Source organism: Pseudarthrobacter sp. fls2-241-R2A-127 (assembly GCF_030209355.1).
In the GTDB taxonomy this organism is placed as follows: domain Bacteria; phylum Actinomycetota; class Actinomycetes; order Actinomycetales; family Micrococcaceae; genus Arthrobacter.
The window spans coordinates 15,425-37,205 of sequence record NZ_JARVSF010000045.1; the positions used below are offsets into that span (position 1 = coordinate 15,425).

22 protein-coding genes are annotated in these 21,781 nt (G+C 68.0%); 15 read left to right on the plus strand and 7 right to left on the minus strand.

All coding sequences use genetic code 11. The features are described 5' to 3' along the window. Positions 1–2 precede the first annotated feature (2 nt). The 7 genes from QRN53_RS20345 (at position 3) to QRN53_RS20375 (ending at position 6,254) form a co-directional block, all read left to right on the plus strand. The gene (locus QRN53_RS20345; RefSeq protein WP_285245621.1) at positions 3–692 is read left to right on the plus strand and encodes a 3-oxoacid CoA-transferase subunit A; all 690 of its coding nucleotides are present in this window, start codon (positions 3–5) and stop codon (positions 690–692) included. Position 693: 1 nt separating this feature from the next. Next, complete coding sequence (locus QRN53_RS20350; RefSeq protein ID WP_285245622.1) at positions 694–1,377, plus strand: 3-oxoacid CoA-transferase subunit B; 684 nt, start codon at positions 694–696, stop codon at positions 1,375–1,377. 25 nt (positions 1,378–1,402) lie between these two features. Beyond that, the gene (locus QRN53_RS20355) at positions 1,403–2,215 is read left to right on the plus strand and encodes an IclR family transcriptional regulator domain-containing protein (RefSeq protein WP_285245623.1); all 813 of its coding nucleotides are present in this window, start codon (positions 1,403–1,405) and stop codon (positions 2,213–2,215) included. Between the two features lie 110 nt (positions 2,216–2,325). Further along, positions 2,326–3,858 carry an efflux RND transporter periplasmic adaptor subunit gene (locus tag QRN53_RS20360; RefSeq protein WP_285245624.1) on the plus strand — a complete coding sequence of 511 codons (1,533 nt, stop codon included), beginning with the start codon at positions 2,326–2,328 and terminating at the stop codon, positions 3,856–3,858. Beyond that, positions 3,855–4,580, plus strand: coding sequence for an ABC transporter ATP-binding protein (locus QRN53_RS20365; RefSeq protein ID WP_285245625.1), 726 nt, complete (start codon positions 3,855–3,857; stop codon positions 4,578–4,580). The genes QRN53_RS20360 and QRN53_RS20365 overlap by 4 nt, the downstream gene beginning before the upstream one ends. Further along, positions 4,577–5,818: an ABC transporter permease gene (locus QRN53_RS20370; protein WP_285245626.1), complete on the plus strand. Its 1,242-nt coding sequence runs from the start codon at positions 4,577–4,579 to the stop codon at positions 5,816–5,818. Before QRN53_RS20365 ends, QRN53_RS20370 begins: the two co-directional genes overlap by 4 nt. Positions 5,819–5,825: 7 nt before the next feature. Further along, on the plus strand, positions 5,826–6,254 hold the full coding sequence (locus tag QRN53_RS20375; RefSeq protein ID WP_285245627.1) for a hypothetical protein: 429 nt from the start codon (positions 5,826–5,828) through the stop codon (positions 6,252–6,254). A gap of 79 nt (positions 6,255–6,333) precedes the next feature. Here the strand turns inward: QRN53_RS20375 and QRN53_RS20380 are convergent, their stop codons facing one another. After that, on the minus strand, positions 6,334–7,671 hold the full coding sequence (locus QRN53_RS20380) for an MFS transporter (protein ID WP_285245628.1): 1,338 nt from the start codon (positions 7,669–7,671) through the stop codon (positions 6,334–6,336). 134 nt (positions 7,672–7,805) lie between these two features. On the opposite strand from QRN53_RS20380, the gene QRN53_RS20385 reads away from it, so the two are divergent. The 6 genes from QRN53_RS20385 (at position 7,806) to QRN53_RS20410 (ending at position 13,491) form a co-directional block, all read left to right on the plus strand. Beyond that, positions 7,806–8,645, plus strand: coding sequence for a shikimate dehydrogenase family protein (locus tag QRN53_RS20385; RefSeq protein WP_285245629.1), 840 nt, complete (start codon positions 7,806–7,808; stop codon positions 8,643–8,645). Between the two features lie 89 nt (positions 8,646–8,734). Beyond that, positions 8,735–9,508: an IclR family transcriptional regulator domain-containing protein gene (locus QRN53_RS20390; RefSeq protein ID WP_285245630.1), complete on the plus strand. Its 774-nt coding sequence runs from the start codon at positions 8,735–8,737 to the stop codon at positions 9,506–9,508. Between the two features lie 116 nt (positions 9,509–9,624). Next, complete coding sequence (locus tag QRN53_RS20395; RefSeq protein ID WP_285245631.1) at positions 9,625–10,806, plus strand: Re/Si-specific NAD(P)(+) transhydrogenase subunit alpha; 1,182 nt, start codon at positions 9,625–9,627, stop codon at positions 10,804–10,806. Continuing rightward, the gene (locus QRN53_RS20400) at positions 10,806–11,126 is read left to right on the plus strand and encodes an NAD(P) transhydrogenase subunit alpha part 2 (protein ID WP_285245632.1); all 321 of its coding nucleotides are present in this window, start codon (positions 10,806–10,808) and stop codon (positions 11,124–11,126) included. Before QRN53_RS20395 ends, QRN53_RS20400 begins: the two co-directional genes overlap by 1 nt. Further along, complete coding sequence (locus QRN53_RS20405; protein WP_285245633.1) at positions 11,123–12,496, plus strand: NAD(P)(+) transhydrogenase (Re/Si-specific) subunit beta; 1,374 nt, start codon at positions 11,123–11,125, stop codon at positions 12,494–12,496. Before QRN53_RS20400 ends, QRN53_RS20405 begins: the two co-directional genes overlap by 4 nt. A 74-nt stretch (positions 12,497–12,570) precedes the next feature. Then, on the plus strand, positions 12,571–13,491 hold the full coding sequence (locus QRN53_RS20410) for a diacylglycerol/lipid kinase family protein (RefSeq protein WP_285245634.1): 921 nt from the start codon (positions 12,571–12,573) through the stop codon (positions 13,489–13,491). Positions 13,492–13,512: 21 nt separating this feature from the next. Here QRN53_RS20410 and QRN53_RS20415 read toward each other — a convergent pair whose 3' ends face one another. The 6 genes from QRN53_RS20415 to QRN53_RS20440 all read right to left on the minus strand — a co-directional run bounded on the left by QRN53_RS20415 (position 13,513) and on the right by QRN53_RS20440 (position 19,709). Beyond that, complete coding sequence (locus tag QRN53_RS20415; protein ID WP_285245635.1) at positions 13,513–14,238, minus strand: maleate cis-trans isomerase family protein; 726 nt, start codon at positions 14,236–14,238, stop codon at positions 13,513–13,515. Positions 14,239–14,246: 8 nt separating this feature from the next. Beyond that, positions 14,247–15,671 (minus strand): amidohydrolase family protein, encoded by a 1,425-nt coding sequence (locus QRN53_RS20420; RefSeq protein WP_285245636.1) that lies wholly within the window; start codon positions 15,669–15,671, stop codon positions 14,247–14,249. Positions 15,672–15,699: 28 nt separating this feature from the next. Beyond that, positions 15,700–16,488 (minus strand): aspartate/glutamate racemase family protein, encoded by a 789-nt coding sequence (locus QRN53_RS20425; protein ID WP_285245637.1) that lies wholly within the window; start codon positions 16,486–16,488, stop codon positions 15,700–15,702. Further along, a complete protein-coding gene (locus tag QRN53_RS20430) occupies positions 16,485–17,168 on the minus strand; it encodes a GntR family transcriptional regulator (RefSeq protein ID WP_285245638.1) in 684 nt (227 codons plus the stop codon). Before QRN53_RS20430 ends, QRN53_RS20425 begins: the two co-directional genes overlap by 4 nt. Before the next feature lie 82 nt (positions 17,169–17,250). Beyond that, positions 17,251–18,609, minus strand: a complete 1,359-nt coding sequence (locus tag QRN53_RS20435; protein ID WP_285245639.1) for an MFS transporter — start codon at positions 18,607–18,609, stop codon at positions 17,251–17,253. A gap of 266 nt (positions 18,610–18,875) precedes the next feature. Beyond that, positions 18,876–19,709: an ACT domain-containing protein gene (locus QRN53_RS20440; RefSeq protein WP_285245640.1), complete on the minus strand. Its 834-nt coding sequence runs from the start codon at positions 19,707–19,709 to the stop codon at positions 18,876–18,878. 156 nt (positions 19,710–19,865) lie between these two features. Between QRN53_RS20440 and QRN53_RS20445 the strand changes: the two genes are divergently transcribed. Continuing rightward, positions 19,866–20,930: an FUSC family protein gene (locus QRN53_RS20445; RefSeq protein ID WP_285245641.1), complete on the plus strand. Its 1,065-nt coding sequence runs from the start codon at positions 19,866–19,868 to the stop codon at positions 20,928–20,930. A gap of 68 nt (positions 20,931–20,998) precedes the next feature. Beyond that, positions 20,999–21,742 (plus strand): IclR family transcriptional regulator, encoded by a 744-nt coding sequence (locus QRN53_RS20450; protein WP_285245642.1) that lies wholly within the window; start codon positions 20,999–21,001, stop codon positions 21,740–21,742. The last annotated feature ends 39 nt before the right edge of the window (positions 21,743–21,781 follow it).

Below are 21,781 nucleotides of genomic sequence, written 5' to 3' on the forward strand. Positions count from 1 at the left end.
CCATGCTGACTTTTGTTGATTCGGTCCAGGAGGCCGTGGCCGGGATCAAGGACGGTTCCACCGTGATGATCGGCGGGTTCGGCAACGCCGGCCAGCCGTTCGAACTGATCGACGCGCTGCTGGAGTGCGGCGCCACGGACCTGACGGTGGTGAACAACAACGCCGGGCAGGGTGACCAGGGCCTGGCCCTGCTGATCAAGGAGGGCCGGGTGAAGAAGATGATCTGCTCCTTCCCGCGGCAGTCCGATTCCTGGCATTTCGACGCCAAGTACAAGGCCGGCGAGATCGAACTCGAACTGGTCCCGCAGGGCAACCTGGCCGAACGGATCCGGGCCGCCGGGGCCGGAATCGGCGGGTTCTTCACCCCCACCGGCTACGGCACCATGCTCGCCGAGGGCAAGGAAACCCGGTTCCTGGACGGCAAATGGCAGGTCTTCGAGACCCCCATCCACGCCGACGTCGCCCTGATCAAGGCCCTCAAGGCCGACGGCAAGGGCAACCTGGTGTACCGCAAGACCGCCCGCAACTTCGGCCCCATCATGGCCGCCGCCGCCAGGCACACCATCGTCCAGGTCTCCGAAATCGTCCCGGTCGGCGGGCTGGACCCGGAGAACGTGGTCACCCCCGGGATCTACGTCAACAGCATCGTCAAAGTTGCCGGCAACGGCAGCACAGCAGAAAAGGCGGCCTGAGATGACCATCCAGTCCAACGAGAAGTCCCTCCAGACCTCCGAAACCCCGCTGGGCCGCGACGACCTTGCCCGGCTCGTGGCCAAGGACATCGCCCCGGGGTCGTTCGTGAACCTGGGCATCGGGCAGCCCACCCTGGTGTCCAACTACCTCACCGAGGAACAGAACATCACCCTCCACACCGAGAACGGCATGCTCGGCATGGGCCCGGAAGCCACGGGCGAGGAGATTGATGAGGACCTGATTAATGCCGGCAAGATCCCGGTCACCGAACTCCCCGGCGCGTCCTACTTCCACCACGCGGACTCGTTCGCGATCATGCGAGGCGGGCACCTGGACATCTGCGTCCTGGGCGCCTTCCAGGTCTCCGCCACCGGTGACCTCGCCAACTGGCACACCGGCGCACCCGGTGCCATTCCCGCCGTCGGCGGTGCCATGGACCTCGCCACCGGCGCCAAGGACGTTTTCGTCATGATGACCCTCCTCACCCGCGAAGGTGCCTCCAAGATCGTGGACGCCTGCACCTACCCCGTCACCGGCGTCGGCTGCGTCACCCGCGTCTACACGGACAAGGGCGTCTTCCTCACCGGACCCGACGGCGTCACCGTCCGCGAAACCTTCGGCTGCACCCTTGACGAACTCCAGGAACTCATCCCCGTCCCCCTCAGGGCCGCCACCGCCGCCTGAGGCCGGGCACCTAGGATTGGTAACCATGACCGACGCCGCAGGTACCGAAACCCAGCCCGGCCCGCAGGCCAGCGACCAGTACGTCCAGTCGCTGGCACGCGGCCTGGCGGTGATCCGCGCCTTCGATGCCGAGCGTCCCGTCATGACGCTCAGCGAGGTCGCGTCCCGCACCGGCCTGACACGCGCCACCGCCCGCCGGTTCCTGCACACCCTGGTGGAGTTGGGCTATGTACGGACGGACGGGAAGACGTTCGCGCTGACGGCCAAGGTGCTCCAGTTGGGATACGCGTACCTTTCCGGGCTGTCCCTGCCGCAGCTGGCCCAGCCGCACCTGGAAGAACTGTCCCTGAAGCTCGGTGAGTCCACGTCCGCCGCCGTGCTTGACGGCACCGACATTGCCTACATTGCCCGGGTCACCACCCGCCGCATCATGACCATCGGGATCACGGTGGGCACCCGCTTCCCGGCGTACGCCACCTCGATGGGCCGCGTGCTGCTGGCCCACCTGCCGGCGTCGGACCTCAAGGCGTACCTGGCATCAGCGGAGGTCAAGCCGCTCACCCCCCGCGCCCTGGGCAGCGTCCCGGAACTTCTGGCCGTGCTGGACACCGTCCGGGCGCAAGGCTGGTGCGTGCTGGACCAGGAGCTTGAGCTGGGCCTGATGTCCGTGGCCGCCCCCGTCTATGACGGTTCCAAAGTGGTCGCGGCGGTCAACGTGTCCCTGCAGGCCCAGTCGGTGGAAGCCAAACCTGACCGGGACGCCTACCTGGCCTCCGTGGCACAGGAAATCGTGGCGACGGCGAAACTCATTTCCGCCGACCTCACAGCCCGCGGGTAGGCCGGTCCGCGGGCCGGACAAAACCGAAAGGGACGACACAAAAGGTCTCTATCGCCCTGCTCCCACCAATTTCCCGGCATTCCTTCAGGTGCCCCTCTTAGGGTCCAGCCATGACCTCAAAATCCCTTGTTATCAACCTGGGCCTGGGCGCCGTCATTCTGGCCCTCGGTGCAGGCACCTACCTCACGGCTACGGCGGCTGGCTCCACCACCCCTGCCTCGGCCGTCCGGACGGTCACGGTGGGCAAGGCGGCGATCTCTTCGGTGGCCACGGCTTCGGGCAATGTCGCCCCGCAAACCACCACCGTGGTCAGCGCCCAGAACTGCAGCGGCGTGATCCAATCGGTGGCAGCAACCTTGGGCCAGCAGGTGACTGCCGGGCAGTTGCTGGTGTCCATCGATCCCACCAACGCGCAGAACGCCTTGAACGCTGCCCAAGCCCAGCTCGATTCGGTGACGGCGCAGGCCAACCAGCAACAGGTCTCCGCCGCCGGCCAGGTGGCTACGGCAAACCAGTCCCTGGTGAACGCCCAGCAGTCCGCCGGCCTGGATTCTTCCCAGCAGTCCGCTGCCGTGGCCGCGGCGCAGAAAGCCGTCGATGCCGACAACGCTGCGGTGACCGCCGCCCAGGCCGTGCCGGTCCCCAGCCCGAAGCCTGTCAACTGGACGGATCCGGTGGCGGCGGCCCAGAACCAGCTGGCCAAGGACCAGGCCGCGCTGACCCAGGCACAGAACCAGGCCGCCTCCACGCAGCTCAAGGACAAGCAGCAGGTTGCCTCCGCCACCACTGCCTTGGGCAACGCCCAGAATTCGGCTGCCTCGGCAGGAGGCACCAACGTCACCAGCGCCCAGCTCGCCGTCGAGACGGACAAAGCGAACCTCGCCGCCTGCAACCTGACCTCGCCGGTGACCGGAACCGTCACGTCGGTCACCGCAACGGCCGGCGCGCTGACGGGATCCTCCTCGGGCGCCTCGGCGTCGTCGTCCGGGGGCACCGCCGGCGGTGGCTCGGGCGGAGCGTCGTCCGCGTCCGCCGGGGCATCGTCCTCCACCGGGTCAAACTCCGGCAGCGGCCTGGTCACCATCAGCGACACCGGGCACCTGCAGGTTGTCGCAGGCTTCTCCGAGTCGGACGTCACCAGCATGAAGCCGGACCAGACGGCCCAATTCACCTTCCCCGCCCTGGCCCAGGATCCGGCCGCGGCGCCGGTCACCGGCAAAGTGGTGTCCATCGCCCAGACCTCGAGCACCACCAACGGCGTGGTCACCTATCCGGTGACGGTCTCCATCGCCAATCCGCCGGCAGGCCTGCGCCTGGGCCAGAGCGCCAACATTTCGGTCACCACAGCTACGGCCGACGACGCCCTGGTGGTACCCAGCCTCGCCATCACCACCACGGGAAACCGGCAGACGGTCAGCGTCCTCAAGAACGGCACCCCGACGCCGGTGACGGTCACCACCGGGATCAGCGCCAACGGACGCACCCAGATCCTGACCGGCCTGGCAGACGGTGACCAGGTGGAACTTCCGGCAATTTCAAGCACCCTTGACACCGGCAGCACCACCACCGGCGGAGGATTCGGCGCCGGCGGACTGGGCGGCGCGGGCACCCGCGGCGGCGGCACCCGGAACGGCGGCCAGTGACCGTGGCCGCCGTCATCGAACTGTCCGGCGTCAGCAAGGTTTACGGCAAGGGCGAGGCGGAGGTGCGCGCGCTGGACAGCGTGGACATTTCCATCGAGCGCGGCGACTTCGTGGCCATCATCGGAGCGTCCGGGTCCGGGAAGTCCACCATGATGAACATCATCGGCTGCCTCGACGCGCCCAGCACCGGAAGCTACCGCCTGGACGGCATCAACACCAGGGAGCTGGACGAGTACCAGCAGGCCCAGATCCGCAACCGCAAGATCGGCTTCGTGTTCCAGAACTTCAACCTGATCTCCAGGACCAAAGCGGTGGATAACGTGGCCATGCCGCTCGCTTACGCGAAAGTGGGACGCCACGAGAGGCGCAGCCGCGCACTGGCCATGCTGGACACCGTGGGGTTGTCCAGCCGCGCAGGCCACAAGCCGTCGCAGCTCTCAGGCGGCCAGCAGCAGCGCGTGGCCATCGCCAGGGCCCTGGTGACCAACCCGGTCCTCCTGCTGGCCGACGAGCCCACGGGCGCACTTGATTCCAAGTCTTCGGCGGAGATCCTGGACCTCTTCGGAAACCTGCATGCCAGCGGACGGACCATCGTGATGATCACGCACGAAATGGATGTCGCCGAGAGGGCGGGCCGGGTGGTGCGGATGCAGGACGGCCGGATCGTCTCCGATATGCGCCAGCAGCCGGTGCCCGCAGGAACCTTCGCGGTGGCGCCGTGAACCTCCTCGAATCGGCGCGGTTCGCCCTCTCCGGGGTGGCGGCCAACAAGATGCGTTCAGTCCTCACCACGCTGGGGATCCTGATCGGCATTGCCGCCGTCATTATCCTGCTCGCGGTCGGGGCCGGGACAAGCAACAACATCAAGGCCCAGATCGGCAAGCTGGGCACCAACGTCCTGACCGTCAGCCGGTCCACCAGCGTGGGCGGCCGGAGCACCGGCGGCCAGGCCGGGACAAGCCGCACCCGCAGCACCAACCTCACCCTCGATGACGAGCGTGCGCTCACGGACGCCGTCCTGGCCCCTGATGTTGCCCGCACCGCGCCGATCGTCCAGGCGCAGGGGGTCACCGCCACCTACACCAGCGCCACCCATTCGGTGGCGAGCTTCCTGGGGACCACGTCCTCGTATTTCGATATCACCAACAGCGCCATGGCGTCCGGGGCGTCCTTCACCGAGGCCGACCAGCAGGCCGGTAACCCGGTGGCCGTCATCGGGAACACCGTGGCCAGCGACCTCTTCGGCACCGCCACCGGTTCCGCGGTGGGCCAGACCATCCAGTTGAACGGCCAGAACTTCACGGTGTCCGGCGTGCTCGCGGTCAAGGGGTCCACGGGCCTGAACGATCCGGATGACATCGTGGTGGTGCCCTTCTCTGCCGCGCAGAACAAGTTCACCGGCTACGCGCCAACGCTCGCGTCGATCACGGTGCAGGCTGCCTCCTCAGACGTCATGAACCAGGCGCAAAACGAGATCCAGATGATCCTGGACGCCCGCCACCACGTCGATTCCACCAACCGCGACTACCAGGTCCGTAACCAGGCGCAGATCCTTACCACCGCCACCAACACCACCCAGACCTTGACCATCCTGCTGGGCGCGGTGGCTGCCATCAGCCTCCTGGTCGGCGGCATCGGCGTCATGAACATCATGCTGGTCACTGTGACGGAACGGACCCGGGAGATCGGCATCAGGAAGGCCATCGGCGCGTCCCGGGGCAGCATCGTGACGCAGTTCCTGATCGAATCCCTGGTGATTTCCGTGATCGGCGGGATAGCCGGGATCGCCGTCGGCTTTGCCGGCAGCGCGTTCCCCTTCCTCGGGGTCCAACCCGAGGTGCAGGCCTGGACGGTCTGGCTCTCCTTGGCGGTTTCGGCCGTCATTGGACTGGTTTTCGGGGTGTACCCCGCCAACAAGGCCGCGAAGCTCCGGCCCATCGATGCCCTCCGCTATGAATAGGAAACCCGTGAACAACTCCAGCCCATACTCTCCGGACACCGCTGACGCCACCGAGGCGCTGACGGTTCCCGTTCCCCTGACAGCCCCGGAGGAGGACCACAGGTCCTTCCCGGACCAGCAGGCAGGGGCCGCGCCCGAGGACGAGCCCTTCATTCCCAAGAAACGGTTCACCCCCGGCCGCACCACAAAGATCCTGGTCTGCGTGCTGCTGGTGGCCGCAGGCTTCTTCGGCGGCACCATGGTGCAGAAGCAGCTTGATCTGGGCGCCCGGGCAGGCCGGGCCAACTTTGGCAACTTCCAGGGGACCAACGGACGCGCGGGCGCTGGGGCGGCCGACGGTTCAGGCGCCCAAACGCCCGGCCAAGGCCGGCGCAACGGCAACAACAACGCCGCCACCGCCCCGGCGGCCGCACCCACAGGCGCAGCCGGCCAGTAACGCAACGCAGCAAAGGCGGGGCCGACGCCGGGAGTTCCCTCCCGTCGCCGGCCCCGCCTTTTGCCGGGTGGGTTTGGCCCTACCGGACCGGGTTGCCGAGCTCCCGCAGCGGGGTCTTGGCGGTTTCGCGGGCCCACAGGGCGCCGGTCACAGCCAGGACGGATGACGCCGCGACAATCCAGGCCGCCGGACCCCAGTTGGCCTTCTCCGCGCCCACCAGGGCGGTTCCCAGCAGCGGGGTGAAACCGGCGCAAAGAATGCCGATCTGGAGGCCGATGGCCATGCCGGAGTAGCGGACCTTGACGTTGAAGAGCTCGGAGAACCACGCCGGGTAGATCGCGTTGGACATGGCGTAGGTGCCTGCCGTGATCAGGGTGCTGGTGAGGAAGATCATCGGGATGTTTCCGGTGGAGATCACCGAGAAGTAGACGAAGATCATGGCTCCGGAGCCGAGGACGCCGCCGATGAAGATCGGCCGGCGGCCATACGTGTCGGACAGCCGGGCCATCAGCGGCTGGCTGGCCATGGCCAGGACATTTCCGAGGATGCTCACCCACAGCATGGTGGACGCGGGCACGCCCACGGACACGGCATAGGCCAGGCCGAACGACTGCATGAAGGTGTTGGTGACCGTCTCGAAGGACATCAGCGCCACCTGGAAGAACTGTGCCGGATGGGTCTGGAACATCTTGGCGAACGGCAGTTTCACCAGTTCACCGTGATCCTGCTTTTCCTCGAAGACCTCCGGTTCCTCCAGCGAGCGGCGAACCAGGTACGCGACGATCAGCACCACGATGGAGAGCCAGAAGGGGATCCGCCAGCCCCACGCGAGCCGGTCAGCTTCGCTCATGGCGGCCACAGGCAGGAACGCCAGGGAGGCCAGGACGATGCCCGCCGAGATGCCGCTCATGGAGAAGCTGGCGAAGAAGCCGCGGCGCCCCTCGGGGGCTTCCTCCGTGGACAGGGCCGAGGCGCCGGCGGTCTCCGCGCCGGCGGAGAGGCCCTGCATCAGGCGCAGCAGCACCAGCAGGGCAGGGGCCCAGTAACCGGCGGCATTGAAGTCAGGCAGGGCGCCGATGAGGAACGTGGCGCTGCCCATGAGGACCAGGGTGAGCACCAGCGTGTTTTTGCGCCCGATCTTGTCCCCCAGGTGGCCGAAAACGACCGCACCGAACGGCCTGGCGACGTAGGCGACGCCAAACGTTGCGAACGAGGCCAGCAGGGCGATGGTGGGGTCGCCCGCCGGGAAGAAGATCTTCGGGAAGACCAGGGACGCCGCGGTGGCGTAGATGAAGAAGTCGTAGTACTCCAGTGCGCCGCCCAGGAAGGCAGCCAGCGCAGCCTTCCGGGCGCGCTTGAGGCGGCGTTGGGCGTCAGGCGTGTACTGGGCCTGGGAGCCTGCTGCGATGTCTGTCATGGGATGTCCTTCCGCGCTGAAGGTAAGTGTGATCTTTATTTTGTACGCATAACGAACAAGTGTGCGATATGCGTTTAGATAGAGAATACTAGCCAGTGAGGCCAATCACAATGGCACTGCGCGAAAGGTGCGTCATGACGAATCCTCCTGTTGCGGCGTCCCGCCTGCTCCTGATCGGGTCCGCTGCGTCCAAGGCCATGTCTCCCGGTCTGTGGAACCCCGTTCTGCAGCAACTGGGCAACGGCTGGACCTATGAACCCTGGGACGTCCCGGCAGGCGGCGACCTGCACACGACCAAGGCCAGGCTCCAGCAGCCGGACATCCTGGCGGCCAATGTCACCATGCCGCACAAGCACTGGGCCGCCGGGGCCGCTGACCGCGTCACCGCCCCGGTCCGGCTGAGCGGCGCCTGCAACCTCCTGGTCAGGGAGGCCGGGGAACTGGTGGGCTACAACACCGACTTCACGGCAGTGGAGATGCTGCTGGACGGGGCGGCCCACCGGCACGCACTGCTTCTTGGTGCCGGCGGAGCGGCCAGGGCAGCCCTGATCGCCCTTCGGGGAAAGGCCGGTGCCGTGTCCATCACCGACCAGGACCCCCGGGCCGCCAAGGACCTGATGGACCTGGGCCTGGAACTTGGCGTTGATACCCGGACCGTCACATGGAGTTCGGCGCAGGACCTCGCCGCCGGCGTATCCCTGGTGGTCAACGCCACCCCCATCGGGAAGGACAGCTCGGACGCCCCGGCCTGGGGCAGCGCCCCGCTGGCGCCGGACGCCGTGCTCTACGACTTCGTCTACGCCCGCCACGCCACTGCAAGCGTGGCCCGGGCCCGAGGCCTGGGCGTCCGCTGCATCGACGGATGGGACCACCTCCGCGAGCAGGCGGTGGCCATGGTCCCGCTCCTGGGCCTGGACGGGCGGGTCCGAGGGCTGCTGCAGGAAAGGCTCCAGCATCTTCGGGAGAGGTCCTGACAGCCGCCACCGATATGATCGGACAGGCGCTGAAGCCCGGCAACCCCGAGCGGTGTGCCACCGACGTCCGGAGAGGAACCGCAACGCCCATGGAGGAGCAGGCAGGCTACTTTGTGAAGTCGGTGGAGAAGGCCTTCGACGTATTGCTCGCCTTCACGCCGGACCAGCCAAGGCTCACCGTTTCCCAGGTGGCGGCCGCGACGGACATGACGCGTGCCTCCGCGCGCCGGTTCCTGCTGACCCTGGCCGATCTTGGCTATGTCCGGGCCGAAGGCTCCGCTTTCGAACTGACCGCCCGGTCCCTCGACGTCGGCCGTTCCTACCTGGCCGGCCTGACCCTGCCCAGGGTGGCGGAGCCGCACCTGAAGGAACTCGCGGAGCACCTCAACGAAACCACCGCGTTGTGCATCCTCGATGGCTGGGACGTGGTTTACGTGGCCTGCGTGCCGTCACCGCGGCTCCTGAGCGTTTCCATCACCGTGGGCACCCGCTTCCCGGCCTGGGCCACCTCCATGGGCCGGGTCCTGCTGGCCGGCCTGCCTGCCGCCCGGCTGGAGGACTACCTTCAGTCGGTCCAGCTGCACCGCTTCACCGACCGCTCCCTGGGCAGCATCGAGGACCTGAGGGCCGAGGTGGAAGCGGCGCGGCGCAAAGGCTGGTCCATGGTGTCGCAGGAGCTTGAGGAAGGCCTCCGCGGCGTGGCTGTCCCCGTGATGCGCGGACACGAGGTTGTGGCTGCGGCCAACGTTTCCCTGCAGACCCACCGCGCCGCCGCCCAGGACATCGAAGCGACAGTGCTGCCCGAGCTGCTGGAAGCCGCGCGGCGGATCGCCCTGGATTACGGCGGCCCGGCGGCCAGGTAACTGTTTGCCATCCAAGCCGGCCACCCTACTCCCGCCGCGGCGCGCAGGGCTCTAGACTCAAGCCAACTGCGTGCAGCAGAGCCGCTGCAACGCCCTTCAGGAAGAGGAGGCTGCGGGTGAAACTGGGCATTCCGCGGGAACGCCGGGAGGGCGAGCGGCGCGTGGCCGCCACTCCCGATACCGTCAGGCAGTTGACCGGAATGGGCCTGGAAGTCCTGGTCGAAGCCGGGGCGGGCACCGCCGCCGGCCATTCCGACCATGACTTCCGGCAGGCGGGCGCGGAAGTCGTCCCGGAACTGGACACCTCCGCCGTCGACATCCTGGCCCATGTCCGCCCGCTGGACCAGGACACCGCCGCGGCCTTGAAAAGGGGAGCCGTCACCGTGGGGCTCGCGTCGCCGTCGTCCGAACTGCCCATGGTGCAGGCGCTCGCGGCCAGCGGGGTGACCTCCTTCGCCCTCGAACTGGTGCCCCGCATTTCCCGGGCCCAGTCCATGGACGCGCTGACGTCCCAGGCGCTGGTGGCCGGGTACCGCTGCGTGCTGGAGGCCGCCATCCGGCTGCCCCGCTTCTTTCCGCTCTACATGACGGCCGCGGGCACCGTCCCGCCGGCCCGCGTGCTGGTGCTCGGCGCAGGCGTGGCAGGGCTGCAGGCCATCGGCACCGCCAAGCGCCTGGGCGCGCGGGTGTTCGCCAACGACATCCGCCCGGCGTCGGCCGACGAGGTGGCGTCCATGGGCGGCACCTTCATCCGGCTGGACCTCGAAACGGCGGAAGCGGCCGGCGGCTATGCCCGGCAGTTGAGCTCCGACGCCGGCACCCGGCAACGGCAGCTGCTGGCACCGCACGTGGCGCAGTCGGACGTATTGATTACGACGGCGGCAGTGCCCGGGCGTCCGGCGCCCCTCCTGGTGACACGGGAGATGGTGCAGGGCATGCGGCCGGGATCGGTCGTCGTCGACCTGGCGGCAGAGTCCGGCGGGAATGTTGAAGGCTCGGTGCCCGGCCAGGACATCCCCATCCCCATCGCGGACGGCTCAGGGCACATCACCCTGGTGGGCTTGAAGGACCCGGCCTCGGCGATGGCGTCGGACGCCTCCCGCCTCTACGCCAAGAACGTGGCCAACCTGCTGGCGCTGATGGTCCGGGACGGCGCGCTGGCCCTGGATTTCGATGACGAAGTGGTGGCCGGAGCCTGCCTGACCCACGACGGCGCGGTGCGGCACCGGCCCACCGCCGAACTGCTGGCGGCCCGGACCGGCGCAGCGGCCGCGGCCCGGCACGACGGAGCACTCTGATGGACGGGACGGCACTGCTGACCATTACCGTGCTGGCGGTGTTCGTAGGCTTCGAAGTGGTGTCCAAGGTTTCCAGCACCCTGCACACGCCGCTGATGTCCGGGGCGAACGCCATCCACGGGATCATCCTGGTGGGTGCCATCATCGTGGCCGGCCAGGCGGCGGACCCGTGGGTCCTGGCGGTGGCGCTGCTCGCCGTCGTCCTCGCCACCGCCAACCTGGTGGGCGGGTTCGTGGTGACCGATCGGATGCTGCACATGTTCCACGCAAAGAAGGACACCGTGAAGGCGGGCGCCCAGCCCAAGGCGGGCAGCAAATGAGCATCCTCGATCCCGTCTGGACCGCCCTGTTGTACCTGGCTGCCGCCGTGTTCTTCATCCTGGCGCTCCGCGGCCTCAGTTCGCCCCGCACGGCACGCCGCGGAAACCTGCTGGGCGCTCTCGGTGCCGTGATCGCCGTAGTGACGGTCTTCCTGTCCGCCCGGCTGGAGAACATCCCGTGGATCCTGGGCGCCATCGTGGTGGGCTCCGCCGTGGCCGCCCCCGTTGCCCGGCGGGTCAGGATGACGCAGATGCCGCAGCTGGTGGCCCTGTTCAACGGGGTGGGTGGCGGCGCTGCCGCGCTGGTAGCCCTTCTCGAACTCGGCCATGCGGGGGATCCGTGGGTCCGCGTGGCCATCGTTTTCACGCTCCTGGTGGGAGCCGTTTCCTTCGCCGGCTCGGGCGTCACGTTCGCCAAGCTGCAGGAGCTGATGACCACCCGGCCCGTGGTGTTCCCCGGGCTCCCCGTGGTGATGTCGGTGGTGCTGCTGGCGGCGGTGGCCTCCGGAGCCGCCGTCGTCCTTTCAGGGTCGCTGCCAATGGCGGTCCTGCTGCTGGCGCTGGGCCTCGCCGCGGGCCTCCTGCTGGTGCTGCCCGTGGGCGGTGCGGACGTGCCCATCGTCATTTCGCTGCTGAACGCCTTCACCGGCCTGGCCGTCGCGGCATCCGGCGTGGTGCTGGGCAATGTCCTGCTGGTGGTGGCCGGAACCCTGGTGGGTGCCTCGGGCACCATCCTCACGCGGGCCATGGCGGCTGCCATGGGGCGCAGCGTGGCGGGCATCCTGTTCGGTGCCTTCCGGGGAGGCTCGACGGCGGGGTCCACTGCGGTGAGCGAGCGTCCCGTCCGGTCCTCCTCGCCGGAGGACGTGGCGGTGCTGTTGGGGTATGCCCAGCGGGTGATTATCGTCCCCGGGTACGGCCTGGCGGTGGCCCAAGGGCAGCACACCGCCGCCGAGTTGGCCCTTGCCCTGGAAGCCCGGGGCATCGAGGTGGCTTTTGCCATCCATCCGGTGGCCGGCCGCATGCCCGGGCACATGAATGTGCTCCTGGCGGAGGCGAATGTGCCGTACGAGTCGCTCAAGGAAATGGGGGAGATCAACCCCGAGTTCAAGACGACGGACGTAGCCCTGGTGGTGGGCGCCAACGATGTGGTGAACCCGGCGGCCAAGACCTCTTCCGGGTCCCCGATCTACGGGATGCCCATCCTGGAGGTGGCGGAGGCACGGCAGGTGGTGTTCCTTAAGCGCTCCATGCGTCCGGGGTTCGCCGGCATCGAGAACGACCTCCTGTACCAGCCGCAGACGTCCCTGCTGTTCGGGGATGCCAAGGACTCGCTGGCCCAGGTGCTGGGCGCCGTCAAGGCACTGTAGGCGCGGAACCGCGGCCGCGACGGGTTACTCTTCTTTCAACAGCCTGCTTGCTTTCCACCCCATCAGAGGACGCCATGACTGACAACAGCTCCACTTCCCCCAAACGTGCCGCCATCATTGTCAATCCTGCCAAGCCGGTGGACTTCGACGTGCGCGGCCTGGTGGCCAAGCACTGCGTCGAGAACGGCTGGGGCGAGCCCATCTGGCTGGAGACCACCAAGGAGGACCCCGGCGTCGGCCAGGCAAAGGAAGCCCTGGCGCAGGGAGCCGACCTGGTCATCGCGGCCGGCGGCGACGGCACCGTGCGGTGCGTCGCCGAGGTCCTGTCCGGCGGCGACATCCCCATGGGCCTGCTGCCGTTGGGGACGGGGAACCTGCTGGCGCGCAACCTGGGCATGGACGTGACCGATTACGACGGCGCCATGGCCGGCGCCCTGACCGGCGCCGAGCGGAAGATCGACGTGGTCCGCGCCAAGCGCAGCGACCCGGACCAGGACCAGCTCTTCCTGGTCATGGCCGGCATGGGCTATGACGCCACCATCATGGGCGACACCAACGAGGACCTGAAGGACAAGGTGGGCTGGCTGGCCTACGTCGATGCCGGAATCCGGAACCTGCCCGGCAAGCCGGTGAAGGCAACGGTGGCCATTGACGGCAAGGACGTGCTGCACCGCGGTGTGCGCAGCGTAATGGTGGGCAACTGCGGCAAGGTCCAGGGCGGACTGGAGATCTTCCCCGACGCCAAGATCGACGACGGCCTGCTGGACATCGCGGTCCTGGCACCCCACCACGGCAAGCTCGGCTGGCTGTCGGTGCTGGCGGGCATCATCGGCAAGGGCCGGAACCGGGATACGGCGGTGGAGTATTTCCAGGGCAAGACGGTCGAGATCACCCTGGAGCACAAGGACGACTACCAGCTGGACGGGGACCACGAGGGCGAGGGCAAGCACGTGCTGATGAGCATTGAGCCCGGAGCCCTGACCCTGCGGATGTAGGGCCCCGCTGGGGCAGGCCGGCTATGCCAGGAGCCTGCCCCAGCGCGGATCCAGCAGCGGAGCACCTGCCAGTTTCAGCGCGTGCCACAGCGTGACCGCCACGGAATCAAGGACCGGCACCCCGGTGCCCTCCTCGATCTCCGCGGTGATGTTTGCCCCGTAGAGGTTGGTGCACAGGTACACCAGGGCGTCGGGAGCGGTGGCGGCGAGTTCCCGTGATCCCGGCAGCATCTCCTCATCGGTGACCCGGGCAAAGGACTCGTTGTCGCTGAGTCCGAGCGCCCGGTGGTCCACGGTTTTGATCCCTTCGCGCTCGTAGGATGCGATGACCTGGTGGTTCACATCCTCCGTGTACGGGGTGAACAGGCCGATCCGTTCGGTGCCGAAGGCCTGGAACGCCTCAAAATAGGCCAGCGTGGAGGTGGTGGCCGGGATGCCGGTGGCGCCGGTAATTTCCGCTGCCAGCTCCCGGTCGTGCGCCGGGCCCAGCCACGAACCCGAGGTGCCGTTCCAGGCAATCACGTCCACGTCCGCCGTCGCCAGCAGCTGTGCGGCCTCCCGCATGACGGCGGGGTCGAACTGGCGGTTGGAGGAATCGTCCAGGGCGATCCGGGTGACGGGAATCCGGGTGAAATGGACGGTGACGTCGGTCCGGGCGCCGAGGATGCGGTAGGTTTGCGGCTCCAGGCAGGTGTTGGAGGACGGCACGATCATGCCGATCCGGCGGGGGCGGGTGGTTGCAGGCATGGGAACTCCTAGTGGGCGGCGGCGTGCGCCACGCCGGCGGGAAGGGACTGGTGTTCGCGGAAGCCGTTGCGGCTGATGAACCGGCCCGCGGCGCCGGGGTCGTGGAAGCCGTCAGCGTCCAGCACCACCCTGCCGTTGGAAACCACGACGGCGGGCCAGCCCCTGAGAGCCTTGCCGTCGAACGGCGAAAAGTCAGTTCCCATGTGCAGTGCTTCGCCGTTCACCGTGCGCTCTTCGGCGGGGTCGAAAACCACCAGGTCCGCGTCAAACCCCTCAGCGATGCGGCCTTTGCCGGGGACTGCGTTGATCCTTGCGGGTTCGGCGGAGAAGGCGCTGACGAACTGTTCCACGGTGGCGCCTGCGGACGTCATGGCGGTGAAGGTGACCGGCATGCGCGTTTCAACCCCGGGGAGGCCGTGCGGCATGGCGCGCACGTCATCGGTGCGCTCGCGCTTCTGGGACAGGTCGTAGCAGGAGTGGTCCGAGGACATGGTGTGGATGTCGCCGGACGCCAGCCGCTCCTTGAGGGCCGCCACGGTTTCGGCGCTGCGCATGGGCGGGCAGCAGGCGAACCACTCCGGGAACCTGGAGGCGTAGACGGTGTCGTCCAGCGTGACGTAGTGCGGGCAGGTCTCGGAGTAAGCCTCAAGCCCACGCTCCCGTGCCTGGGAGACCAGGTCAACTGCTCCCGGCGTGGACTGGTGGACAAAGTAGACGGGTGCGCCGGTGTATTCGGCCATGGCCAGGGTTTCCTGCACCGAGACCTCCTCGGCCAGCTCCGGCCGGGTCCGGTGCAGGTGTTCGATCCCGATCCGGCCGTCCTGGGCGTGCTGTTCGGTGCAGTCGGCAATGATGGGGTCGTGCTCGGCGTGGATGTACGCGAGCCCGTCCAACCGCACCATTTCCCGCATGACTTTGAGGATGGTGTCGCCGTCGGCCATGGTGGTGCCGCGGTTGGTGGTGTACATCTTCACCGAGCGGACGCCTTCCGCTGCCAGCTGCTCAAGCTGCCACGGCACTGTTTCGTCCCAGCTGACCACTGCGCCGTGGAGCGCCACGTCGCAGCGGGATTCGGTGGCGAGTTCCTTCTTGTTCAGGACCGCGGCGAGGGGGGTTTCCTGGGCATCCCGGGGGATCCCGAAGTCGATGATGGTGGTGGTGCCGCCCCACAGTGCCGCGGTGGACGTGGTCCGGTAGTCGTCAAGGGTCCGGAAGCGTCCGGTGACCTGGGCGACGTGGCAGTGACCGTCAACGCCGCCGGGGATGACGAGTTTGCCGGCGGCGTCAATGGTGCGGCCGGCCGCGGGGACGGGCTGGTCGGCGTCGATGAGGGCAGCGATGCGGCCCTCGTGCACCACGATGTGGGCGTCCTGGCGTCCTGTGCTGTTGACGACCGTGGCGTTGGCAATGACAAGTTCTGGGTGTTGGGACATCGGTGTCCTCCTTGTGGGTGTGGTGGCGTTAGGCGGCAGGCTGGGGCGTGCCGGCGGGCTCCTGGCGGGCCGCAAGGGCTGCGTCCAGGGCGCCGGAGAGGCCTTTGCGGTCCTTGGTCGGGGGAGGCGCGAATGCACCGGCGCGGTGCGGCCCGGACCGCAGTCCGGCCACCGCTTCGGCCATGCGGATGCCGGCGGAGATTCCGTCCACAACCGGCACGGGGATCTGTCCGTCGAGCTCGCGGGCGAGCCCGGCCAGCGGGGCTCCGGCGAGGATGACGACGTCGGCCCCGTCCTCCGCCACGGCCTGCCGGCTGAGTGCCAGCAGGGTTTCCTTGAAGTCCTGCTGGACGGAGGCGATGCTGTGGAGGGAGTCGTTGATGGAGCGAATGGAGGCCAGCCGGCCGGCCAGCCCGAAGTGTTCCACGCACTCGCGGTACCAGGGCTTGATCCGGTCCGAGATGGCAATGATGGAGAACCGGTGGCCCTGCAGCGCCGCGGCGCAGAGCGCGGCCTCGGTGATGCCGATGACGGGGACATCGGCCAATTCCTTCAAGGCGGGCATGCCGGGGTCGCCGAAGGCTGCCACCACGATGGCGTCAACCGGGTCCGCGCCGGGGCGGGTGTGCTCGGCGATGATTTCTGCGAGGGCACCGGCGGCGATGAGGGATTCGAACCTCGTCTCGATGTATTCGACGCCGTGGCCGGCCGTCCGCACTTCCAGGCGGGTGCCGGGGGAGGCCGAGCGGAGCGCCTCGGATTCGATCAGGGCCGTGACGTCGGCGCTGATGTTGGGGTTGATGACCAGGAGTTTCATTTTCTCTTCCGGTGGAATTCTGGTTCGGTCTTCTGGAAGTCCTCGGGGAACTGCTCCCGGTACTTCCCGATGTGGGAGGCGGATTGCGCGGCCGCCCGGTCGGGATCGCCGCTGGCAATGGCGGTGTAGAGCTCCCGGTGTTCGCTGATCAGTTCGGGCAGGTCGCTGACGTGCCGGAACAGCCAGTGCATCCGGCCCTGCAGGGGTTCCAGGGCCGATTTGAGGAAGTTGTTGTCCGCGATGCCGGTAATGGCGTCGTGGAACTCGCTGTTGGAGCGGTGCGCTTCCATCACCGCCCCCTTGGCCAGGAAACCCTCGGCGTTGTCCAGCAGTCCCTTGAGGTAGGCGAGGTCCTCCGCGGTCGCCCGCCGCGCGGCGAGCCGGCAGGCCAGCACCTCGAGGGACTGCCGGACGTCGAAGAGGTCCTCGACATCCTTGGGGCTGAGGCTGCTTACTTCCGCCCCGCGGGCCCCGCGGTCGCTGATCAGGCCTTCCTGGCGGAGCATGCGGAGGGCTTCGCGGACCGGCAGGCGGGATACGGAGAATTCGGCGGCGAGGTCGCGTTCCACCAGCCGCGTGCCGGGAGCGTAGTGTCCTTCGAAAATGCGGGTGCGGAGTGTGTCCCGGACGGTCTCGCGGAGGGGGCGGTCCTTGTCCTGGGTCTCTTCTGCGGTCAGCATGGTGCTCCATTTTCGATTTCTTGTATGGCACTGCTCCCGGCTGCGGGGGCGTGGTTTGCAGGTTTTCCCTGCGAGGGCCAGCTTAGACAGGAAGCCGCTTGTTGTAGTTCAGGGTGAGGACCGAGACGCCCATGATCACCGCGGAACCGACGAAGTACAGCAGGGCCCAGGTGTAGGAACCGGTGGCCCCGACGATCAGGCCGACGACGATCGGGGTCACGAAACCCGAGATGTTGCCGCTGAGGTTCATGGCGCCGCCCAGGACGCCGGCGTTGGTACGTCCGCCAAGGATGGCCGGGATGCTCCAGAACAGGCCTACCCAGCGCAGGAAGAACAGGACGAGCGAGAGCAGCACCACGGCGGTGGTTGCGTCCGGGACCACGGTGACGCCCACGAGGCCGGCGACCACGATGGCGCTTGAGATACCCAGGAGGGTTCGCATCACCAGGTTTGCCGAGGCACCGGACGCCCGCCATTTGTCGGCAATGGTGCCGCCGATGATTTCCCCGACGAAGCCGGCGCCGAAGATGACCAGCGTGGACCAGCCGATGGTTTTCAGGTCGAAGCCCTTGGCTTGGGCCAGGTACAGCGGGCCCCAGGTCAGCAGGCCGTAGAAGACTCCGTTGAATCCCAGCCAGCCCAGGCACATGGCCCAGAAGGAACGGAACTTGAGGTAGGGGAGCAGGCCGCGCTTGCCCTTGCTGCCATCCACGGCCGCCTCGGCGTCCTCGGCGGCATGCGAGGCTTCAATGTAGGAGGCCTCGGCGTCGTTGACGCCGCGGTGCTGGCGGGGGTTGTCCCGGACGTACCACCAAACGGCGAGGCCCATGAGGACGGTGGCCGCGCCGGCGATGACGAAGGACCAGCGCCAGCTCCCGGTGGAGGCGATGAGGCTGGCGATGATGATGCCGCCCAGCCCGGCACCCAGGGGGGCGCCGGCGTCCAGGATGGTGGCGCCGCGGCCGCGTTCGGACCGGTGCATCCAGATGGCGTTGAGTTTGCCGCCGGCCGGCATCACGCCGGCTTCGGTGACGCCGATCCCAAGCCGGGCGATGAACATGCTCAGGAATCCACCGGCCATGCCGGAGGCTGCCGTGGCGACGCCCCAGCCGAGGCAGGACGCGGTCATCACCTTGCGGGGGCCGAACTTGTCGATCAGCCAGCCCACGGGGACCTGCATGAGGGCGTAGGTCCAGAAGAAGGCGGACAACAGCAGGCCCACCAGTTCGGGGGCCAGGTTGAATTCCTTTTGGATGATGGGCAAGGCCACGGAGATGGAGCCGCGGTCGATGTAGTTGACGGACACGAGGACCAGAAGCAGCAGGAAGAGCTTCCAGCGGACGGCAGTGCGCCGTTGCGTGCCGCCCTTTCCGGATTGTTCGGTGGTCAGGGATGCGGCCTCGTCGGGCGTGGCCGCTGTTTCAGTGTTTGGGATGGACACAGCTTCTCCTTCACGGGGAAGTTTACGGATGGGGAGGGAAACGAAAGGCAGGGAGTCCGCCCGGCAGGACAGTCAGCCTGCCGGGCGGGAAAACGGTGCGTGGGGCGATCCGGAGCGCCCGGTGCTGCCGCAGTTTTGGGATCCCAAAATGGGATCCCAAAATCAAAGGTAGAAGTGACTCCCGCCACTGTCAAGGGTTTTTTGTCCGGCAGCGTCCGGCGGGACCCTGCCAACGGATTGTGACTGGTGCCGGCTCCGGCCGGACGCTACGGGAAAGTGTCCGCCCGGCGGTGGGACAGCGTCTCGGCCAGCTCGGCGAGCCGGTGTGCCCGCGCTGATTCGGCGAGGGTAAATGGCTCGCCCGGCCGGGAAAAGGTGATGGGACCCTCCCACGCGGTGGGGATCTTCAGGCGTGTCCCGTCGTCGGCCATCGCCCCGGCATCCTGCGCCGGCACGATCCGGGCGCGCAGGAGCTCGGCCACCGCCAGCGGCAGCTCGTCCGGGGCGGCCGCGATCCGCGCGGCGAGGCTGAGCGCTTTCGTCTGCCCGTCCGCCATAGCCAGGGAAGTGGTGGGCCACACGTGCGAACGGCTGCCGCCGCCGTCGTGCAAGGCCGCCAGCAGCTCTTGGTCGCCCACCTCGCCAGGGACCGCGAGGACGAACTCGTCCAGGACCCCGTCCGGGGCCGGGTGCACATGCAGGCCCAGGATGTTGGCGTCCAGCTTGGCCAGTGCCCGGGTCATCCTCTGCAGCGACCCCGGCTGGTCCGCCAGCAGTGTCCGCGCGCGCCACAGTGACGGGGCTGCCGCCAGCTGGCGGCGGTGCCGCAACGCCGGGGCATGGAGCCAGCTGCGCAGGATCCTTGCCGCCGACGGTTCGGCCACCCAGATCACCAGGACCGTTGCCGTGATGGTCAGCACCAAAACCTTGGCCACGTAGGGAAGATGGGTCTCCACCACCAGGGCGTGGACCAGCAGTTCGATGGGCAGCATCACGGCCACGTTGGCCACTGTGAGCCGCGCCTTGGGCGGCTCAGGCATTCGGCCGCAGACTTCGCAGCTCAGGCCGGCGGCGGGCGAGTTCTGCGGAGGGCGCTTCATGACTCAAGCATCACGGGGTGCTGTTTCGGCCGCGTTGCGTCCTGATTCCATTCATGGGAACGTGCCGGGCGTTCCCGGCGCCTCCACCGTAGGATTTAGCAGGAACGTCAGCGCGGCCGCCCGACCCACCCCACCCCCAAGGAAGGCGCTGCCCACGTGAAGATGTTTGCCGAGATGTTCAGCATTGGCCCCGGCAACAAGGACCACCATCCTGCGCTTCGGTGCGCCGTCGGCGTCTTCGTGCCGCTGATCACCCTCGTGCTCCTGGGCCGGCTGGACCTGGCGATTTTCGCGTCCTTCGGCGCATTCACGGGGATCTACGGCCGCGGCGAGCCGCACGCCGTCCGGTGCATGCTCCAGTTGCGCGCCGGGCTGCTGATGCTGCTGGTGATCTTCCTGGCGGCGCTCGCTGCACGGATGGAATCCGCCTGGGGCCTGGACCGCTCCTCCACAACCTGGCTCCTGGTCCTGGCCACCACCCTCGTTGCCGGAGCCTGTTCGGTGGCCATCTCGTGGCTGAGGCTTCGCCCGGCGGGCTCTCTTTTCCATATTTTCGCCTTTGCCGCCATCGCTTCCATTCCCAACCAGCCGCCCCTGTGGCAGGGAATGCTGGTGGCGGTCCTCACCACGGTGTTTGCCCTGCTGATCGGGTTTTCGTCCCGGATCCTTCCCAGCCACCGCACTCCCTGGACCCGGCCGCCCCGGATCCGCCGCACTCCCGCCGAGAGGCGTGCGGCGTGGCTCGAGGGCTTCGGTTACCTCATCGCCGCGGGACTTGCCGGTTCATTGGCAACCTGGGCCGGCAGCCGGCTGGGGTTTGGGCACAACTATTGGGCCATGGTGGCGGCGGTGGTTCCCCTGGTGGGCCACAGCACACGCCACCGGGTGCGCCGGGGTTTCCAAAGGATCATCGGCACCGTCCTGGGCCTTTTGGTGCTGGCCGCTGTCCTGCTCCTCGGCCTGCAGCCCTGGCAGACCGTGCTCGTCATGGCGCTGTGCCAGTTCGGCGCCGAAATGTTCATCCTCCGCCAGTACCTGCTGGCCCAGGTGTTCGTTACGCCCCTGGCGCTGGTGTCAACGCTGCTGGTGGTGCCGGCCTCGCCAACCCTTTTGCTGCGCGACCGCATCATCGAGACCGTCATTGGGGCCGCCGTCGGCATTGCCGTGGTCCTGGCTCCCGGCGCGTGGCGCCGCCTCAGGCGGGGTACGACGCCGGCCTGACCGCCTTCCCTGCGTGGCCTCCACGCGGGCACGGTACGCTGGACTTCCCGTTGAACGGAAGGACTGGCGTGGCGAACTCGAGCTCTGGCGACTCGGTGGTGGACCGGATTGTGCGCCTGATCTCTGCCTTTCCCCAGGACGTGGGTGACCTCCGGTTGTCCGATCTCGCGGAGCGGGCCGGCCTTCCGCTGACCACCACCCACCGGCTGGTAGGCCAGCTGGCCGGGCACGGGCTGCTGGAAACCGCCCCGGGTGGACTGGTCCGCCCCGGGCTCCGGCTCTGGGAACTGGTAAACCGCGCCTCACCCGCCCTGGCGCTGCGGCAGGCCGCCATGCCGTTCATGGAGGACATCCAGCAGGTGCTGAACCAGAACGTCAATCTGGCAGTGCTTGATGGCTGGGAAGCGCTCTTCGTGGAGCGCCTGTCCCGGCGTGGCTCAGTGGCCAACCGGGCCCAGGTGGCGGGCAGGATGCCCATCCACATTTCGTCCGCAGGGCTGGCGTTGATGGCCCATCAGGACAAGGCCGTCCAGGCCAGGTACCTGGCGGCGTTCACCGACCCGGACGGCAGGCTCACCGCGGACGGCGTCCGGACGCTGCTGGCCGAAACCTCCCGCCAGGGCTACGCGCAGCTGAAGGGCGTGGTTGACCCGGACACTTGGGGGATCGCCGTGCCGGTCCTGGACCGCCGGAAGCGGGCGGTGGCGTCGCTGGGTGTGGTGGTGCCCCTGCAGGAGATGCGCCTCCAGGCCCTCGTTCCCGCGCTGCAGACCGCAGCCCGGGGCATCGCGCGCGGCCTGGCCGGGACCTGATTCCATCCCTATTGCTTCTGTTGAACGGAATTGCTGTAA

Excerpts from the sequence above, each read along its gene's own strand:
- QRN53_RS20440 (WP_285245640.1), bottom strand. The coding sequence starts at position 19,709 with ATGAAGCGCCCTCCGCAGAACTCGCCCGCCGCCGGCCTGAGCTGCGAA.
- QRN53_RS20410 (WP_285245634.1), top strand. The coding sequence starts at position 12,571 with ATGACTGACAACAGCTCCACTTCCCCCAAACGTGCCGCCATCATTGTC.
- QRN53_RS20350 (WP_285245622.1), top strand. The coding sequence starts at position 694 with ATGACCATCCAGTCCAACGAGAAGTCCCTCCAGACCTCCGAAACCCCG.
- QRN53_RS20355 (WP_285245623.1), top strand. The coding sequence starts at position 1,403 with ATGACCGACGCCGCAGGTACCGAAACCCAGCCCGGCCCGCAGGCCAGC.
- QRN53_RS20425 (WP_285245637.1), bottom strand. The coding sequence starts at position 16,488 with ATGAAACTCCTGGTCATCAACCCCAACATCAGCGCCGACGTCACGGCC.
- QRN53_RS20420 (WP_285245636.1), bottom strand. The coding sequence starts at position 15,671 with ATGTCCCAACACCCAGAACTTGTCATTGCCAACGCCACGGTCGTCAAC.
- QRN53_RS20345 (WP_285245621.1), top strand. The coding sequence starts at position 3 with ATGCTGACTTTTGTTGATTCGGTCCAGGAGGCCGTGGCCGGGATCAAG.
- QRN53_RS20390 (WP_285245630.1), top strand. The coding sequence starts at position 8,735 with ATGGAGGAGCAGGCAGGCTACTTTGTGAAGTCGGTGGAGAAGGCCTTC.
- QRN53_RS20385 (WP_285245629.1), top strand. The coding sequence starts at position 7,806 with ATGACGAATCCTCCTGTTGCGGCGTCCCGCCTGCTCCTGATCGGGTCC.
- QRN53_RS20360 (WP_285245624.1), top strand. The coding sequence starts at position 2,326 with ATGACCTCAAAATCCCTTGTTATCAACCTGGGCCTGGGCGCCGTCATT.
- QRN53_RS20400 (WP_285245632.1), top strand. The coding sequence starts at position 10,806 with ATGGACGGGACGGCACTGCTGACCATTACCGTGCTGGCGGTGTTCGTA.
- QRN53_RS20415 (WP_285245635.1), bottom strand. The coding sequence starts at position 14,238 with ATGCCTGCAACCACCCGCCCCCGCCGGATCGGCATGATCGTGCCGTCC.
- QRN53_RS20380 (WP_285245628.1), bottom strand. The coding sequence starts at position 7,671 with ATGACAGACATCGCAGCAGGCTCCCAGGCCCAGTACACGCCTGACGCC.
- QRN53_RS20430 (WP_285245638.1), bottom strand. The coding sequence starts at position 17,168 with ATGCTGACCGCAGAAGAGACCCAGGACAAGGACCGCCCCCTCCGCGAG.
- QRN53_RS20405 (WP_285245633.1), top strand. The coding sequence starts at position 11,123 with ATGAGCATCCTCGATCCCGTCTGGACCGCCCTGTTGTACCTGGCTGCC.